Raw genomic sequence first — 15,130 nt, 5'->3', positions numbered from 1 at the left:
CGCAATCGTGACGGGTGAAAGCCTCGCGCCCCTCAACCCTTCGCGCGCGTCACCGCCTCGCCGTCTTCCTTGACGAAGGAATCGACCGGGTGATCGAGCAGATCAAGCACCAACTCCGACGGCCGGCACAGCCGCACGCCCTTCGGCGTCACCACGATCGGCCGGTTGATCAGGATCGGATGAGCAAGCATGAGGTCGATCAGCTCGTCGTCGCTCCACTTTGGATCGGCCAGGCCAAGCTCGGCATAGGGCGTGCCCTTTTCGCGCAACAGCTCCCGTGGCGTGAGGCCCAGGGCCTTGATCAGCTCGACCAGCCGGGCGCGGCTCGGCGGCGTCTTCAGGTATTCGATGACCTCGGGCTCCTCGCCGCTCTGCCGGATCATCGCCAGCGTGTTGCGCGAGGTGCCGCAGGCGGGGTTGTGATAGATGGTCACGCTCATGGCTGAGCCTCCTTGGTCGTTGCCGCCTCGCCTGCGCCGCGCAGCAGCCAGTTCATGAAGATCAGCGCCACGACCGCGCCGCAGAGTTCGGCCGCGATAAAGCCGGGAAGATCGGCGGGACGAATGCCCGAAAACGTATTGGTCATCGAGCGCGCGATGGCAACGGCAGGATTGGCAAACGAGGTCGAGGCCGTGAACCAGTAGGCCGCTGTGATGTAGAGGCCGACCAGCCAAGGCACCGCGGACCGGTTGAATCGGATGCCGGCGAGGATGGTCGCCACCAGGCCGAACGCGGCGACGCCCTCGGCGAACCATTGCGCGCCGCCGGTTCGCATTTTCAGCGAGGCGTCAATCAGCGGCAGCGCGAACATCGCATGCGCCACCACGGTTCCGGCGACCCCTCCGGCCACTTGCGCGGCAACGTAACCGAGCGCATCGCGCGCCGTCAGTTCGCCTTTCAAGGCGAAGACCAGCGATACCGCGGGATTGAAATGCGCACCGGAGACGGGCCCGAGAATGCTGATGAGAACCACCAGGATCGCGCCGGTCGGCAGCGTATTGCCGAGCAGCGCCAGTGCGACATCCTTGGTCAAGGTCTCGGCCATGATGCCGGAGCCGACCACGGTCGCGACCAATAGCGCGGTCCCGAGGGCTTCGGCCGCGAGCCGGCGTAGCAGATCGAATTCGGACATTAGCCAGCCCTGTCTTGACCGAACGTTGAGCCGTCGATACGGCCGATGTCGCGCAGCCGTGTCCCGAGCGACAGCCGGTCGATGCTAACCAAAGGCAGGCTGGTGAAGGCAGCAATTCGATTCTTGAGATACCGAAACGCCGCGACGAAGGCCGCTTCCTTCTCGATGTCCGTTCCCTCAACGGCCGCCGGGTCTTCAATCCCCCAATGGGCCGTCATCGGCTGTCCCGGCCAAACCGGACAAGACTCGCCCGCGGCGTTGTCGCAAACCGTGAAAACGAAATCCATCACGGGTGCATCACTACCTGCGAATTCTTCCCAGCTCTTCGATCGCAATTCGGCCGTGGGGTAATCGAGGCGATTGAGAACCTTGATCGCAAATGGATTGACCGTCCCCTTTGGTTGGCTGCCGGCCGAGAAGGCGCGGAAGTTGCGATGACCATCCTTGCGCAGGATCGATTCCGCCAGGATCGAACGGGCGGTGTTTCCGGTGCACAGGAAGAGAACGTTGTAGATGCAATCAGACATGCGCTTTCCTCCTTGTCTTTGGCGGACAGCAAGGCGCGAGGTCTTCGATCAGCGGTCCGCAGATCTCAGGACGCCCGTCGCAGCAATCCCGCAACATGAACAGGACTACGGCCTGAAAGGCCTTGAGATCGGCGCGGTAGACAATCGAGCGGCTGATGCGCCGCGCCGTTACCAGTCCCGCCCGGGAAAGGACGGCCAGATGCGAAGACATAGTGTTTTGAGGCACGGCGAGTGCCTTGGCGATGTCACCGGCAGCGAGCCCGTCCGGTTCGTGCTTCGCCAGCAGGCGAAACACGTCGAGACGGGTCGATTGAGCAAGCGCTGCCAGCGCGAGAATGGCTTGTTCTGATTCCATATATCCAGACTTATCGATATATTATCTTCTGTCAACCCAACCGCCAGAAGCACCGCGCTCTATTTCGATTATTCTAGAAATATAGTTGACGATACTCGAGTCGCGTGAGAGGATGTCGCCATGAAACTCGATGACGCCGCCGCCCATCTCGAAGCGCTGGGCAATCCGACCCGGCTGAAAATCTACCGCGCGCTGATCCGCGCCGGCGGTGCCGGGCTTGCGGTCGGACGCCTGCAGGAGAAACTGAAGATCGCGCCCTCCACCCTCTCCCACCACATCAAGGCGCTGGTGGTGGCGGGCCTGGTGACGCAGGTGCGCGATGCGACCACGTTGATCTGCCACGCCAACTACGAAGTGATGCGGGAGCTGGTGGGTTTTCTGGTCGCGGAATGCTGCACGGAGAGCGCTGAAACAAAGGATGCCAAGACGGCGGCATAAGCATCATCGTTTGCGACCCTTATTTCGATATTTCTAGTTTTATGGGAGAATGCCATGAGCAAAGCCAAGACCGTCGCGATCATCGGAGCCGGGCCGGTCGGCCTCGCCGCCGCCGCCCATGTTCTGGAGCGCGGCCTGCAGCCGATCGTGCTGGAAGCCGGCGACAATGTCGGCCACGCCATGCGGCAATGGGGCCATGTTCAACTGTTCTCGCCATGGGAATACAACGTCGACAAAGCGGCGGCGCGGCTGCTGGCGACGACCGGCTGGAATTCTCCCGAACCGGATCGGTATCCGACCGGCGCGGAGATGGTGGAGCACTATCTCGAACCGCTTGCGGCCCACGCCGCGCTCAAGCCGCACATCCGCACGTCGAGCCGTGTCACCGGTATCAGCCGGGCGGGCTTCGACAAGCTCAAGACCAAGGGCCGCGAAACGGCACCGTTCGAAATCCGGTATCAGAACGGGAAAGGTCCTGAGATCGTCAAGGCCGATGCGGTCGTCGACGTATCCGGCACCTGGCATTCGCCGAATCCGGCGGGCGCGAACGGCCTCCCCGCCATCGGCGAGACAGAGGCCACCGACAGGATCGCCTACGGCATGCCCGACGTATTGGGTAAGGACCGCGCACGCTATGCCGGCAAGACGGTCGCGGTGCTGGGATCAGGACATTCCGCGATCGGCACGCTGACCGATCTGGCGAAGCTTGCGGCAGAAGTACCTGAAACCCGACCGGTCTGGCTGTTGCGCGGCAGCGATCCCGCCAAGGCCTTTGGCGGCGGCGCCAACGACAAGCTGGTCGCCCGCGGCGAACTGGGTGCGGCTTTTGCCGCGCTGGTGACCGCCGGCCGGATCAAGCTGGAAAGCGGATTTCGTGTTTCGCATCTCATCGCCGACGGCCCCGGCCTTGTCGTGGCCGCCCTCTCCGGCTGCTCGGCCCGCCGGGTCAACGCCGACGAACTGATCGTTGCGACGGGCTTTCGCCCGGACCTCGACTTTGCGCGCGAGTTGCGCATCCGGCTCGATCCGGCGATCGAGTGCCCGGTCGCGCTGGCGCCGCTGATCGATCCCAACGAGCATAGCTGCGGCACCGTGCGGCCGCACGGTGCCCGTGAACTGGCGCAGGACGAACCCGGCTTCTATTTCGCCGGCATCAAATCCTACGGCCGCGCGCCGACCTTCCTGATGCTCACGGGATACGAGCAGGTGCGCTCGATTGCCGCCGACATCGTCGGCGACCGCGCGGCCGCAGAGCGCGTCGAACTGGTGCTGCCCGAGACCGGTGTCTGCAGCCGAGCGCTCGCGCCAGATGCCAGCAATTGTTGCGGCGGCCCTGCATTATCGGATGTTGACGCTTGCTGCGTCGCGGATGAGAAATCAAAGCAGGATGGCAAGACGGGGTGCGGCTGCGCCTCCTGATCAATAGGGAGTGAACGGAATTTTTCTGGAAGGCCGATCCGTCATTGTCGCGATGTGCCTGGGGCAACTCGGCAGCCTGCTCCCGCACGTCGTCGTGCCATCCATTCTTGCGGCGTTCCTGATTCCGGAGTGGCATCTTAGCGGCGCGCAAGCCGGCCTGCTGGCGGGCTCGGGGGCGGCAGGTTACATGCTGGCTGTCCCGTTTTTGGCGACGCTCACCGACCGTGTCGACGCGCGCAAGATCCTGATTGCAGGCTCCGCACTCAGCGCGCTCGGCACGCTGCTGTTCGGCATGTTCGCCACCGGCCTCTGGTCGGGCGCGCTCTTCAACGCGATCGCCGGTGTGGGCTTTGCGGGCGCCTATATGCCAGGCCTGAAAGCGTTGACGGATCGTCTCGCGCCGGGCGATTCATCCCGCGCGATCACGCTTTACACGTCGAGCTTTTCGTTCGGGGTCGGCCTGTCGTTTCTGGTTTCCCAACTCGTCGCCGAAGCCTGGGGCTGGCGCATCGCATTCTTCGTCACGGCCGCCGGGCCGCTCGTGATGCTCACCGTCTGCTTCCTGCTACGGCCGGTCGAGCCGAAGCCGGCGACGGGACGCCTGCTGGATTTCGCGCCGGTGTTCCAGAACCGGAATGCCATGGGGTTCGTGCTGGGCTACGGCGCGCATTGTTTCGAGCTCTACGGCATCAGAACCTGGATCGTGGCGTTCTGGACCTTTGTTTCGCTGAGAAATTCAGACGCCTCGATTTTGACGCCGATCGTGGTCAGCGTCGTGTTCTCGCTGCTCGCGATGCCCGCGAGCATTCTCGGCAATGAGCTCGCACTCAGGTTCGGCCGCCACCGTGCCGTCACGGCGGTGATGTTCTCCTCCGCCGCCGTTGCGCTTCTGATCGGTATATGCGCCGAGAGATCGCCGTGGCTGCTGCTGCCCTTGATGCTGGTCTATGCCATCACGGTTCCTGCCGATTCCGGTGCCTTGACCTCGGGCATGTCGATGGCCGCAGACCCGAGCCATCGCGGCGCCACCATGGCGATGCATTCGACCGTCGGCTTCAGCCTATCCGCGCTTGGCGCATGGGCGGTGGGTATAGCGCTCGATGCGGCGGGTGGCCCGCAGAGTGCGTCGGCCTGGATGGCCGCATTTTCGGTGCTGGCGGCGGGCATCCTCCTTGGACCCCTGGCGCTCTATTGGTCGAGAAGAGAGACTTCGCAGCCGTGAATCGCAGCCAGTTTTCCATCATTGTCGCGCTCGGCACCACGCAGACCTTGGCCTGGGCTTCCAGCTATTATCTGCCGGCGATCCTCGCCGATCCGATCGCGCGCGATCTCGGCGTCTCCTCGAACTGGATCTTTGCCGCGTTCTCCGCCTCGCTGGTGATTTCGGCGATGCTCGGCCCGCGCATCGGCCGGCAGATTGATCTGGTCGGCGGCCGCTCCGTGCTGTCGATTTCCAATGTCACGCTGGCCGCGGGGCTCGCCCTGCTCGGCCTCACCTATTCGATACCGGTGCTGCTTACAGCCTGGCTCCTGCTCGGCATCGGCATGGGTGCGGGCCTCTACGACGCCGCCTTCGGCGCGCTCGGCCGCATCTACGGCGACAAGGCACGGCGTTCCATTACCGGCATCACCTTGATCGCGGGCTTCGCCTCCACGGTCGGATGGCCGCTGACCGCGTGGGGACTCGAAACCATCGGCTGGCGCAACACCTGCTTTGCCTGGGCGGCGGCACACATCCTGATCGGGCTGCCGATCAACTGGTTGATGCTGCCGCCGGTCGCGGGCGCAAAGGCCGCCATTGCCGCAGCCATCAAGCCGCACATCCCGATCGACCGCACCATGATCCTGCTGGCGTTCGCCTTCGCCGCCGCGTGGACCGTCACCGGCGCGATGGCCGCGCATTTGCCGCGCATCCTGGAATCCGCCGGCGCGACATCGCTGCAAGCGGTCGCGGCCGGCGCGCTGATGGGTCCGGCGCAGGTGGCGGCCCGCATCTTCGAGGCGAGTTTCCTCAGTCGTTATCACCCGCTGGTCTCGGGCCGGCTGGCATGCCTGACGCACCCGATCGGCGCGGCGATCCTCGGCCTGGCGGGCGGCGGCGCGGCCAGCGTGTTTGCGGTCTTTTACGGCGCCGGCAACGGCATTTTGACCATAGCGCGCGGCACGATGCCGCTCGCGATCTTCGGCCCGCAGAACTACGCCTACCGCCTCGGGATCATCGGCGCACCGGCGCGGATCGCGCAGGCCGGCGCCCCGCTGGCGTTCAGCCTGCTGATCGACGTCATGGGTAGCCGCATCCTCATCGTATCGTCGGCGCTAAGTCTTGCGGCGCTGGCGGCGCTGTGCTTGCTGCGGGCGCCGCCGCCTCGAAGCGTGACGAAAGAAGAAGATGCCTGAATGATCACCCGCATCAATCCGCCTGAACTCGGCTCGCCACCCGGCTATTCGCAGATCGTCGAGGTGACCGCGGGGCGCATCATCTTCATCGCCGGCCAGACCGCGCTCGATCGCGACGGCAATGTGGTTGGCAGCAATGATTTCGCAGCCCAGGCGGAGCAGGTGTTTCGAAATCTCACGATTGCGCTGGAGGCCCGCGGGTGCACGCCGGCCAATCTGGTAAAGCTCACGGTATTCCTCACCGACATGGATAATCTCGGCCCCTATCGCGAAGCCCGAAACCCCTTCTTTGCCTCGGTGACGCCGCCGGCCGCGCCCGCGGTCACGCTGGTCGAGGTGTCAAAGCTCTACGGTCCGGATTTCCTGATCGAGATCGAGGCCATCGCGGCGGCGTGAGCATCAAGCAGGCTTCCTGACTTCCGACGTTGCGATCCAGATCCCGGCGAACACCGCGACAAGCCCGAGCACGAGATTCGGCGTGATCGGTTCTCCGACGAGTTGCGTGGCGAGCAGCCCGGCCGCGAGCGGATTGACGGTCATGGTGTTGGCGACGCGCGTCGGCGACGCCCGCTCCAGCGCCAGCACCCACAGGATGAACGCCAGCGCACCGCCGGCAACGCCGAGATAAATGCCGGCGATCCATTGCGGCGGACTGAACTGGCTCAATGCCGCGACGCTTCCCGTCGACAAGCCGACCAGGATCAGGGCCGCGGCACCGGTCCCTATGCCGACGGTGAGGAAGCCAAGCGCGCTCGATCGCTGGATGAAGGGGCGAGACCAGACATTGTAGAACGCCATGCACAAGACTGCCGCGGTCATGATCAGCTCGCCGCGCCAGGCTCCCGGCGGCGCGGCCGACAATCCCGTCGCGAGCGCGGCGGCGACACCGAGCACCGCGACGCAGACCCCGATCGATTTCCGCTTCGTCAGCGGCTCGATGCCGAGTATTGCGCCGACCACCATGGTGTGCAGCGGCAACGTCGCCAGCGCGAGCGAGGCGCGCGCCGCCGTCGTGTAGGACATCGCGATATTGTAGAGGACGAAGAATACGCCGAAGAAGCAAAAGCCCAGCGCGGCGACGGCCGGCAAATCCCGCTGTTGCGGCCATCGCGCCTTCAGCAACAGCGCCGCCGGCAGCACGCAACAAAAGCCGATCGCCCAGCGCAGGATCGCAAGCGTGATCGGATCGGTGTTGCCGGCGAGATAGCGCGTGATCGCCGCGGCGGTGCCGCCGAGACAACTCGAGACCAACGCGATCGCGACCCCAACCCATTCGCCCACGCCATCTCTCCGCATTCAACGCGCCATCGACTGCAGCGCTTGGCTGAACATATGGTCGCGACAGAGCAGCGTGCGAGCAAAAAACGTTTGTCGTGCGAATCTTTCTATCCGTTGGCGACAACTGTCAGCATGGCGGCAACTGTCAGCAGCACGATCATCGCGAGCAGGCCAGACGATACAGCTTGCGCGCCAGGACTTGCCGGGCATAACCTGAACACGGGGAAATCGCAGCCTCCCCGTCAAATGGCGATCCCATTCAAGCGTTGCTCGCTTTTCTGTGGAGCGGGCACATGGATGGAACGACACTCGAACTGCCGCTGTTTCTTCTCGCGACGTTCGCCGGCGCGCTGGTCGCCGGCCTGTCCGGCTTCGCCTTCGGCCTCGTCGTATTTGCGATCTGGCTCTACATCCTCACCCCGCTGCAAACGGCGACGCTGATCATCGCATTCGGGCTGCTCGTGCAGGGCTATTCGGTCTGGAAGCTGCGCGGCGCCCTGGACTGGCGGCAGCTCTGGCCGTTCGTGGCCGGCGCCGCGCTTGGCGTTCCCATCGGCGTCGGCATCCTGACCTGGGCGAATCCCGCCCATGTGCGCATGGCGTCGGCGCCTTCCTGGTGCTCTACAGCCTCTACGCGCTGCTGCGGCCGGCCATCCCCGCGGTGAAAGCGGGCGGCGCCGCGGCCGACGCCGGCATAGGTTTCCTCAACGGCGTGCTCGGCGGCATCACCGGGCTTGCCGAAATTCTGGTGACGATCTGGTGCGGCTTGCGCGGCTGGCCGAAAGGACGTGCAGCGCGCGATGTTTCAGCCAGTGGCGGTTGCGATCTTCGCCATGAGCGCCTTGTGGATCGGCGCCAGGGGCGCGATCACGCCGGATACGATCAAGCTGTTCCTGATTGGATTGCCGGCCTTGTTCGCCGCCACCTGGCTTGGGCTGAAACTGTTCGGGTGGCTCGACGAGGCAACGTTCCGGAAGATCGTGCTGGCGCTTCTTCTGGTCTCGGGCGCCCTGCTGATCGTGTAGGCGGGCATTCGCGAGCAATATCGCAATGGATTGGGGCAGCCCCGGCCAGGCCCATTAATTATCGCATCAATCCATTTCTAAATTTCAATCAATTGCCTCCGACCTGCATAGCAGGGCGTCAAGAAGTTTTTGTCATGACGAGGTGCCGGAACCCGTTTCCGGTGGTTTCGAGGCTCCGCTCTGTTGGAACTTCAAGGCTCTGGAATTGGCTATGAATGAAGCGACCCGCTTACGTGAATTGGAAGCCGAGTGCCGTCAGCGCGCGCTGAGCGAACCGGACAAGAAATGGTACTGGCTCGCACAGGCCGCCAAATACCAGGTGCAGGCAAACCAGAAACTCGCCTTTCACGCGGAAGAGGCCAACGCGCCCGACTCTCCGGAGATCAAGCTGGCGCAATGGTCGCATGTACGTGATGAGCGACGATTGATGGACCCCCTCCCCGACGGACGGCGACCGCCCTGGTAGCCGCGCTGAAGCCGAAGGCCAAGCGATCCTACCTCCATCGATCAATTGAAGGTGAACGCAGGTTCGTTTTTCCGAACGTTTCGCGGTAAATGCGCTTGTAATAAAGGCTCTCGCGCCGTTCTCATCACACCGTTACGGTTGCCGGCGTCTGGCCACGTTGACAGTCCACTTCAGTGTGGCTGAATACGGCCATGGGGGTTTGCGATCCCCCCACGAGGCGTCATGCCCAAGTATCGCGTCCCGGTTTCCCGGAGGCGCATACACATGCCCGAATGCTTACCCAGACTCACAATAATCCATCAATGCTCGGCCGCGCTGCGTCACGTCCCGCGGGAACCTTGCCATGTGCGGCCGAACATGGGCGCAAGAAGGAGAGCACCATGAAGCAATCTCTTACGCTACTCGCGCTCGGCACAGCGCTCCTGCTGTCACAGGCCGCCCGCGCCGATGCTATCGACTGGAAGAAGGTAGACGCTGCCATCGGAAAGATCGCCACGGTAAGCGGCGAAGTGCATCGTTACGGGCTGCCGCGATCCGATCTGCACGTCACGCTGGACGGCGTCGCGATCAAGCCGGCGCTGGCGCTCGGAGGATGGGTCGCCTTCGCGCCCATGCAAGGAGAGGCGATGCTGATGGGCGACCTGGTGCTGCTAGATACAGAAATCACGCCGGTCATGACCAAATTGCTGGATAGCGGGCTGGACGTCAGCGCGATCCACAATCACGTTCTCCGCGCTTCTCCCGCGACCTTCTACATGCATGTGGCGGGACACGGCGACCCCGAAAAAATGGCAACAGCGATCCGCGCGGCGCTTTCTTCGGCAAGCAAGACGCCCTTCGATCCACCAGCCACCACCGCCACCGCGGCGCCGGCGATTGATCTCGATACCGCAGCAATCGACGCTGCAATGGGCGCCAAGGGTACCGTGAATGGCGGCGTCTACCAATACGGCATTCCAAGGCGTGATCCGGCCAAGGAAAACGGAATGCAGGTCAACGCCGCTCTCGGCGGCGCGAACGCCATCAACTTTCAGCCGACCGGCGGTGGCAAGGCCGCCATAACAGGCGATTTTCTCGTGACCGGCAACGAGGTCAATCCCCTGATCCGGGCGCTACGTGCCGGAGATATCGAGGTCACCGCGATCCACAGCCACATGCTTGCAGAAGAGCCGCGCATGTTCTTCGTTCATTTCTGGGCCAATGATGACGCTCTGAAGCTGGCGCGCAACGTTCGCACCGCGCTCGACAAAACAGCCGTCGCGCAGCATTGAACCGTCGATCGACCGCTAGCGCTTCTCCTCCGGCGGCTTGATATGGCGGAACGAGAACAAGAGCGCGAGGTCGTAGGCGATCTTCAGCGTGCCGCAGACCACCAGCGGTAGCCCCGTAAACGCCGTCATCAGCAGCGCACCCGAGATCGCCGGGCTGATCGCGGATGCCAGGCTGCGCGGCACGGCGGTGACGCTGGCAGCCGCCGGCCGCTCGGCCGGCGTCACCACGGCCATGACGTAGGAGGTGCGGGTCGGCACGTCCATCTGCGACAGCGCCGAGCGCAACAGCAGCAACCCAAGCGCCAGATAGAGATTCGGCGAGAACGCCGCCAGGATCAGGAAGATGCTGGAGGGAATGTGCGTGAACACCATGGTGTTGACGAGACCGATGCGCTTGGCAATCCAGGCGGCGACCGGATAGGAAAAGGCGCTGAGCGTGCTCGACCAAAAGAAAAACAATCCGGCCGCGGACAATGACAGGTCGAAACGCTCGAACAGCCAGAGCACCAGCAATGACTGGGCAACGAAGCCGCCCGCGAACGCATCGATGCTGAACAGCGCGGCAAGTTTGTAGACTGTACCGCGCGAGGGCCCGAGCGGCGCTTGCTGTGCCCTCTCCTCGCCGCGCGCGTGTGGGACGTAACGGTAAAGCGCCGCGCTGAGTATCCCGAGCGCAGCATAGGCATAAAACATCAGGCGGAACGCGCCGAGCGTGGTGCCGCCGTGTGCAACCAGCAGATCGGGCAAGGTTGCCGCAAGCGAGCCGGCGGCGGTGCAGAGCGCCCCGATCAGGCTGTAGCGCGCAAACACCTGCGTGCGTCGGTCGTCGGTGGCGCTCTTCGCCAGCACCGCATGCTCGAGCGGAACCAGCACACCGAGATCGCCGCCCGAGGGGTTGATGGTGCCGATGAACGCCACAAGCACAATCAGGACAAAGTGCTCTACGCCCGGAAACGCAAGGCCGGTCGCCGCCATCAGACCTGCGCCAAAAATCAGGAGCGCACGCAGGTCATGGCGCGGCGCGACCCAGCCGACGACCAGGGTCAGCAACGCGGTTCCCAGCAGCGATGCGGTCGCGACGATGCCGACAGCGATGGCGTCGTAGCCCAGCGCCGTCATATAGGCCGGCAGAATGATGATGGCAAAACCGTCGCCGAAGCCGCGCAGGCCTCGCGCGACATAGAGCAATTTGATCAGCGCGTTGGCAGTGGAGGGTTTTGGTTCAGTCCCGATATCGGTCATCCCAGCGTCCATGCGCCATCCTCGACACGTCGAGAGGTGCGCAGACCTTGGACGGCGGACCGTCTGACGGGGAGCCTGCTTCGTCCCCGATGACGCGCAAGCTAGGACCGAAACCGGCAGTTCGCAAGCGCCCCTTGGGTAGGATTGGTAGAGCGAAGCGAAACCCATCGGTTGGTGCCGACGAACGAAATGATGGGTTTCGCTTCGCTCTTACCCATCCAACGTGGGCCCGCCAGCGGGTTGACAGAAGAAGCCGCACGCGATTAATTCGCCCCCATGGGGATTTTGCGATCTCCCCACGAGGCGACATGCCCAAGTATCGCGTCCCGTTTTTTACGAGGGCGCAGCCATGTCATCCTTCACAACGATATCTCCGGACAAGCTTTCCAAATTGATCGGCACGGCAAACACGCCGGCCCTGATCGACGTTCGCACCGACGAGGATTTCGCCGCCGACCCGCGGCTGATTCCCGGTGCTATCAGGCGCAACCACGAGCAAGCCGCCGATTGGGGCGAGGAATTTTCCGGCCGCCCGGCCATTGTCGTCTGCCTGCGCGGTCAGAAACTGGCGCAGGGCACGGCCGCCTGGCTGCGGCATCTCGATGTTTCGGCCGAAGCGCTGGAAGGCGGTTTTGAAGGCTGGAAAGCGGCCAAACTGCCGCTGGTGCCGGCGGAAAAACTGCCCGCGCGTGACGCGAAAGGTCGCACCGTCTGGGTCACCCGCGCGCGGCCGAAGATCGACCGCATCGCGTGCCCCTGGCTGATCCGCCGCTTTGTGGATCCAAACGCCGTGTTCCTGTTCGTCTCGCCGCCGGAAGTGCTGGCGGTCGGCGAGCGTTTCAACGCAGCGCCTTTCGACGTCGAGAACGTGTTCTGGAGCCACCGCGGGGAACTCTGCACCTTCGACGTGATGATCGAGGAATTCGGCCTGGCGACGCCGCCCCTGCTGCGGCTGGCGGCGATGGTGCGCGGCGCCGATACCGGGCGGCTCGATCTGTCGCCGGAAGCACCCGGGTTGCTCGCCGCCTCGCTCGGCCTGTCGCGCATGTTCGACGACGATCTCGAACAGCTCGAGGCCGGCATGACGCTGTACGACGCGTTCTACCGCTGGTGCCGCGACGCGTCAGGCGAGACGCACAACTGGCCGACCAACAAGGCGAAATCGTAATGGAAGCCACGATCGACAAGGCGGCCGAGGCCGGCGTAAGCCGCGACCTCGGTCACGGTATCAGCTTCGGCGAAGCGTTCCGGGTCTGGCTGCGGGTCGCCGTATTGAGTTTCGGCGGGCCGGCCGGGCAGATCGCGGTGATGCACCGCATCCTGGTCGAGGAGAAGAACTGGATCTCCGAGAGCCGGTTCCTGCATGCGCTGAACTACTGCATGCTGTTGCCGGGGCCGGAAGCGCAACAACTCGCGACCTATATCGGCTGGCTGCTGCACCGGACCACGGGCGGCATCATGGCCGGCGGCCTGTTCATCCTGCCCGGCATCATCGCCATCATGGGCCTGAGCTATATCTACGTGGCTTACGGCAATGTCGGCTTCGTCGAGGCGGTGTTCTTTGGGTTGAAGGCTGCAGTGCTCGCGATCGTGGTCCACGCGGTCGTTCGCGTCGGCAAGCGCGCGTTGCGCAACCGGGTGATGATTGCGCTGGCGGCCATCGCCTTTGTCGCGATCTTCTTTTTCAACGTCCCCTTCCCGATCATCATCATCGCGGCCGGCGTGACCGGCTATTTCGGCGCGAAGAGCGGACGGCCGGAATTTGCCGCCATCGAGCATGGCGGCGGCGGCAAGAAGTCGGCCGCCGTCGACAGCCTGCTCGGCGAGGAACTGCCCGACCACGTCCGCCCGAGCGTCGGCCGTGCGCTGCGCGTAAGCTCGGTGTGGCTGTTGCTGTGGGTGGTGCCGGTCGCGGCGCTGCTGATCGGGCTTGGACAGGCAAACGTGTTCAGCCAGATCGCGCTGTTCTTTTCCAAGATGGCGATGGTGACGTTCGGCGGCGCCTATGCGGTGCTGGCCTATGTCGCGCAGCAGGCGGTCGAGCATTATCACTGGCTGCAGCCGCGCGAGATGCTGGACGGCCTCGGCATGGCCGAGACCACGCCGGGCCCGCTGATCATGGTGCTGCAGTTCGTGGGCTTCATGGCAGCCTTGCGCGACCCCGGCGCGCTGTCGCCGATGGTTGCGGCCACGCTCGGCGGATTGCTGGCGACCTGGGTCACCTTCATTCCCTGCTTCCTCTGGATCTTCCTCGGCGCGCCCTATATCGAGACGCTGCGCGGCAACAAGGGGCTGGCGGGCGCGCTGTCTGCGATCACCGCCGCCGTGGTCGGCGTGATCCTGAACCTCTCGATCTGGTTCGGATTGCACACGCTGTTCCGGCAGACCACGCCGGTCCGCTCGTTCGGGCTCTCGTTCGACATGCCGATGTGGGGAAGCCTCGACCTCGCAGCCTTCGTGCTGGCGGCTGCCGCGGCGACCGCGATCTTCCGTCTCAGCATCGGGATGCTATGGGTGTTGGCAGGGTCGTGCGCGGCGGGCGTAGCGATGCGGTTTGCAGGGATGGTGTAAACGTGGCGTAACGCCGTCCTACGGCATTACACCCGTTCCGCCGGCGCAAGCTTGCAGACTTCGGCGGCGGCTTCGATCTGCAGCGTGGAATGGTGGATGTTGAAGCGGTGCGAGAGTTCCTCGCAGACCCCGTGCAGAAAGGCGTCGTCGGTGCCGCCGGGCCGCACCAGATGCGCGGTCAGGGCGGTCTCGTTGGTGCTCATCGCCCAGATGTGCAGGTCATGCACCTCGGCAACACCTTCGAGGCCGGCGAGATAATCCCTCACCTCGGCAAGCTCGATACCGCGCGGCACGCCGTCGAGCGCGAGGTTGACGCTGTCACGCGCCAGCCCCCATCCGCTCCAGAACACCACGGCGGCGATGACGAGGCTGATCGCGGGATCGAGCCACAGCCAGCCCGTCAGCATGATGACCCCGGCGGCAACGACTACGCCGAGCGAAACGCCCGCGTCCGCCACCATGTGCAGATAGGCGCCGCGAATATTGAGGTCGCCATGACGGCCGCGCATGAATAGCAGCGCGGTGAAGCCGTTGACGGCGACGCCAAAGGCCGCAACCACTACGACCGTCCAGCCCGCGACCGGCGCCGGGCTGTAGAGTCGGTTGACCGCCTCGACGACGATGCCGCCGACCGCGACCAACAGCAGGCCAGCATTGAACAGCGCCGCCAGGATCGAAGCCCGGCGATAGCCGTAGGTATGTCGCTGCGTCGGCTGCTTCTGCGACAGCAACGCCGCGCCCCATGCCAGCAGCAGCGCGATCACGTCGGAGAGATTGTGAACGGCATCCGAAATCAGCGCCAATGAATTGGCGGCATAGCCAAAGATCAGCTCCGCAATGACGAACGCGGTGTTGAGCGCGGCGCCAATGGCGAACGCCCAGCCGAAATTGTCCGGCGCGTGGCTGTGGCCGGCGTGACCATGGGAATGATCATGCCCGTGGGAATGATTGTGATGAGCGTGATCGTGCGCCATCCGCTGAGCCGTCGTCTCTGATGTTTCGACGGCGA

Annotated in this window: 18 protein-coding genes; 11 read left to right on the top strand and 7 right to left on the bottom strand. The window is 64.2% G+C overall.

Going from position 1 to position 15,130, the window contains the following annotated elements:
* Window positions 1-32 precede the first annotated feature (32 nt).
* From arsC to V1286_RS12475, 4 genes are read right to left on the bottom strand one after another with little or no spacing between them, the layout of a single operon-like run.
* Window positions 33-440: an arsenate reductase (glutaredoxin) gene (gene arsC, locus V1286_RS12490; protein ID WP_334479913.1), complete on the bottom strand. Its 408-nt coding sequence runs from the start codon at window positions 438-440 to the stop codon at window positions 33-35.
* A complete protein-coding gene (locus V1286_RS12485; protein WP_334479912.1) occupies window positions 437-1,132 on the bottom strand; it encodes an MIP/aquaporin family protein in 696 nt (231 codons plus the stop codon). Before V1286_RS12485 ends, arsC begins: the two co-directional genes overlap by 4 nt.
* Window positions 1,132-1,659, bottom strand: a complete 528-nt coding sequence (locus tag V1286_RS12480; protein ID WP_334479911.1) for an arsenate reductase ArsC — start codon at window positions 1,657-1,659, stop codon at window positions 1,132-1,134. Before V1286_RS12480 ends, V1286_RS12485 begins: the two co-directional genes overlap by 1 nt.
* Window positions 1,652-2,014, bottom strand: coding sequence for an ArsR/SmtB family transcription factor (locus tag V1286_RS12475; RefSeq protein WP_334479910.1), 363 nt, complete (start codon window positions 2,012-2,014; stop codon window positions 1,652-1,654). The genes V1286_RS12480 and V1286_RS12475 overlap by 8 nt, the downstream gene beginning before the upstream one ends.
* A 120-nt stretch (window positions 2,015-2,134) precedes the next feature.
* On the opposite strand from V1286_RS12475, the gene V1286_RS12470 reads away from it, so the two are divergent.
* From V1286_RS12470 to V1286_RS12450, 5 genes are read left to right on the top strand one after another with little or no spacing between them, the layout of a single operon-like run.
* Window positions 2,135-2,452 (top strand): ArsR/SmtB family transcription factor, encoded by a 318-nt coding sequence (locus tag V1286_RS12470; RefSeq protein WP_334479909.1) that lies wholly within the window; start codon window positions 2,135-2,137, stop codon window positions 2,450-2,452.
* Between the two features lie 54 nt (window positions 2,453-2,506).
* Window positions 2,507-3,871 carry an NAD(P)-binding domain-containing protein gene (locus V1286_RS12465; protein ID WP_334479908.1) on the top strand — a complete coding sequence of 455 codons (1,365 nt, stop codon included), beginning with the start codon at window positions 2,507-2,509 and terminating at the stop codon, window positions 3,869-3,871.
* A gap of 52 nt (window positions 3,872-3,923) precedes the next feature.
* A complete protein-coding gene (locus V1286_RS12460; protein ID WP_334489646.1) occupies window positions 3,924-5,093 on the top strand; it encodes an MFS transporter in 1,170 nt (389 codons plus the stop codon).
* Complete coding sequence (locus tag V1286_RS12455; protein ID WP_334479906.1) at window positions 5,090-6,268, top strand: MFS transporter; 1,179 nt, start codon at window positions 5,090-5,092, stop codon at window positions 6,266-6,268. The genes V1286_RS12460 and V1286_RS12455 overlap by 4 nt, the downstream gene beginning before the upstream one ends.
* Window positions 6,269-6,664 carry a RidA family protein gene (locus V1286_RS12450; RefSeq protein WP_334479904.1) on the top strand — a complete coding sequence of 132 codons (396 nt, stop codon included), beginning with the start codon at window positions 6,269-6,271 and terminating at the stop codon, window positions 6,662-6,664. It abuts the gene before it with no gap.
* Between the two features lie 3 nt (window positions 6,665-6,667).
* Here the strand turns inward: V1286_RS12450 and V1286_RS12445 are convergent, their stop codons facing one another.
* Entirely contained in the window at window positions 6,668-7,549 is an 882-nt protein-coding gene (locus tag V1286_RS12445) for a DMT family transporter (protein WP_334479903.1), read from the bottom strand.
* A 290-nt stretch (window positions 7,550-7,839) separates the two neighbouring features.
* Here V1286_RS12445 and V1286_RS12440 point away from each other — a divergent pair, with 290 nt between their 5' ends.
* The 4 genes from V1286_RS12440 to V1286_RS12425 all read left to right on the top strand — a co-directional run bounded on the left by V1286_RS12440 (window position 7,840) and on the right by V1286_RS12425 (window position 10,308).
* Entirely contained in the window at window positions 7,840-8,211 is a 372-nt protein-coding gene (locus V1286_RS12440; protein WP_334479901.1) for a sulfite exporter TauE/SafE family protein, read from the top strand.
* A gap of 135 nt (window positions 8,212-8,346) precedes the next feature.
* Complete coding sequence (locus V1286_RS12435; protein ID WP_334479899.1) at window positions 8,347-8,571, top strand: hypothetical protein; 225 nt, start codon at window positions 8,347-8,349, stop codon at window positions 8,569-8,571.
* Window positions 8,572-8,782: 211 nt separating this feature from the next.
* Window positions 8,783-9,037, top strand: coding sequence for a hypothetical protein (locus V1286_RS12430; protein WP_334479898.1), 255 nt, complete (start codon window positions 8,783-8,785; stop codon window positions 9,035-9,037).
* A gap of 380 nt (window positions 9,038-9,417) precedes the next feature.
* A complete protein-coding gene (locus tag V1286_RS12425) occupies window positions 9,418-10,308 on the top strand; it encodes a DUF1259 domain-containing protein (protein WP_334479897.1) in 891 nt (296 codons plus the stop codon).
* A gap of 15 nt (window positions 10,309-10,323) precedes the next feature.
* Here V1286_RS12425 and V1286_RS12420 read toward each other — a convergent pair whose 3' ends face one another.
* The gene (locus V1286_RS12420; RefSeq protein ID WP_334489644.1) at window positions 10,324-11,550 is read right to left on the bottom strand and encodes an MFS transporter; all 1,227 of its coding nucleotides are present in this window, start codon (window positions 11,548-11,550) and stop codon (window positions 10,324-10,326) included.
* Window positions 11,551-11,899: 349 nt separating this feature from the next.
* Here V1286_RS12420 and V1286_RS12415 point away from each other — a divergent pair, with 349 nt between their 5' ends.
* Together V1286_RS12415 and chrA are read left to right on the top strand one after the other, a co-directional pair.
* Entirely contained in the window at window positions 11,900-12,718 is an 819-nt protein-coding gene (locus V1286_RS12415; RefSeq protein ID WP_334479895.1) for a chromate resistance protein ChrB domain-containing protein, read from the top strand.
* Window positions 12,718-14,121: a chromate efflux transporter gene (chrA, locus tag V1286_RS12410; RefSeq protein ID WP_334479894.1), complete on the top strand. Its 1,404-nt coding sequence runs from the start codon at window positions 12,718-12,720 to the stop codon at window positions 14,119-14,121. The genes V1286_RS12415 and chrA overlap by 1 nt, the downstream gene beginning before the upstream one ends.
* 26 nt (window positions 14,122-14,147) lie before the next feature.
* Here chrA and V1286_RS12405 read toward each other — a convergent pair whose 3' ends face one another.
* A complete protein-coding gene (locus tag V1286_RS12405; protein WP_334479893.1) occupies window positions 14,148-15,095 on the bottom strand; it encodes a cation diffusion facilitator family transporter in 948 nt (315 codons plus the stop codon).
* Between the last annotated feature and the right edge of the window lie 35 nt (window positions 15,096-15,130).

Origin of the sequence: Bradyrhizobium algeriense, assembly GCF_036924595.1 — a bacterium.
Lineage (GTDB): Bacteria > Pseudomonadota > Alphaproteobacteria > Rhizobiales > Xanthobacteraceae > Bradyrhizobium > Bradyrhizobium algeriense.
This window is presented reverse-complemented; position numbering and strand designations above follow the sequence as displayed.

Excerpts from the sequence above, each read along its gene's own strand:
- V1286_RS12470 (WP_334479909.1), top strand. The coding sequence starts at position 2,135 with ATGAAACTCGATGACGCCGCCGCCCATCTCGAAGCGCTGGGCAATCCG.
- V1286_RS12435 (WP_334479899.1), top strand. The coding sequence starts at position 8,347 with ATGTTTCAGCCAGTGGCGGTTGCGATCTTCGCCATGAGCGCCTTGTGG.
- V1286_RS12465 (WP_334479908.1), top strand. The coding sequence starts at position 2,507 with ATGAGCAAAGCCAAGACCGTCGCGATCATCGGAGCCGGGCCGGTCGGC.
- chrA (WP_334479894.1), top strand. The coding sequence starts at position 12,718 with ATGGAAGCCACGATCGACAAGGCGGCCGAGGCCGGCGTAAGCCGCGAC.
- V1286_RS12450 (WP_334479904.1), top strand. The coding sequence starts at position 6,269 with ATGATCACCCGCATCAATCCGCCTGAACTCGGCTCGCCACCCGGCTAT.
- V1286_RS12480 (WP_334479911.1), bottom strand. The coding sequence starts at position 1,659 with ATGTCTGATTGCATCTACAACGTTCTCTTCCTGTGCACCGGAAACACC.
- V1286_RS12475 (WP_334479910.1), bottom strand. The coding sequence starts at position 2,014 with ATGGAATCAGAACAAGCCATTCTCGCGCTGGCAGCGCTTGCTCAATCG.
- V1286_RS12485 (WP_334479912.1), bottom strand. The coding sequence starts at position 1,132 with ATGTCCGAATTCGATCTGCTACGCCGGCTCGCGGCCGAAGCCCTCGGG.
- V1286_RS12430 (WP_334479898.1), top strand. The coding sequence starts at position 8,783 with ATGAATGAAGCGACCCGCTTACGTGAATTGGAAGCCGAGTGCCGTCAG.
- V1286_RS12440 (WP_334479901.1), top strand. The coding sequence starts at position 7,840 with ATGGATGGAACGACACTCGAACTGCCGCTGTTTCTTCTCGCGACGTTC.
- arsC (WP_334479913.1), bottom strand. The coding sequence starts at position 440 with ATGAGCGTGACCATCTATCACAACCCCGCCTGCGGCACCTCGCGCAAC.
- V1286_RS12420 (WP_334489644.1), bottom strand. The coding sequence starts at position 11,550 with ATGACCGATATCGGGACTGAACCAAAACCCTCCACTGCCAACGCGCTG.
- V1286_RS12425 (WP_334479897.1), top strand. The coding sequence starts at position 9,418 with ATGAAGCAATCTCTTACGCTACTCGCGCTCGGCACAGCGCTCCTGCTG.
- V1286_RS12405 (WP_334479893.1), bottom strand. The coding sequence starts at position 15,095 with ATGGCGCACGATCACGCTCATCACAATCATTCCCACGGGCATGATCAT.
- V1286_RS12460 (WP_334489646.1), top strand. The coding sequence starts at position 3,924 with ATGTGCCTGGGGCAACTCGGCAGCCTGCTCCCGCACGTCGTCGTGCCA.
- V1286_RS12415 (WP_334479895.1), top strand. The coding sequence starts at position 11,900 with ATGTCATCCTTCACAACGATATCTCCGGACAAGCTTTCCAAATTGATC.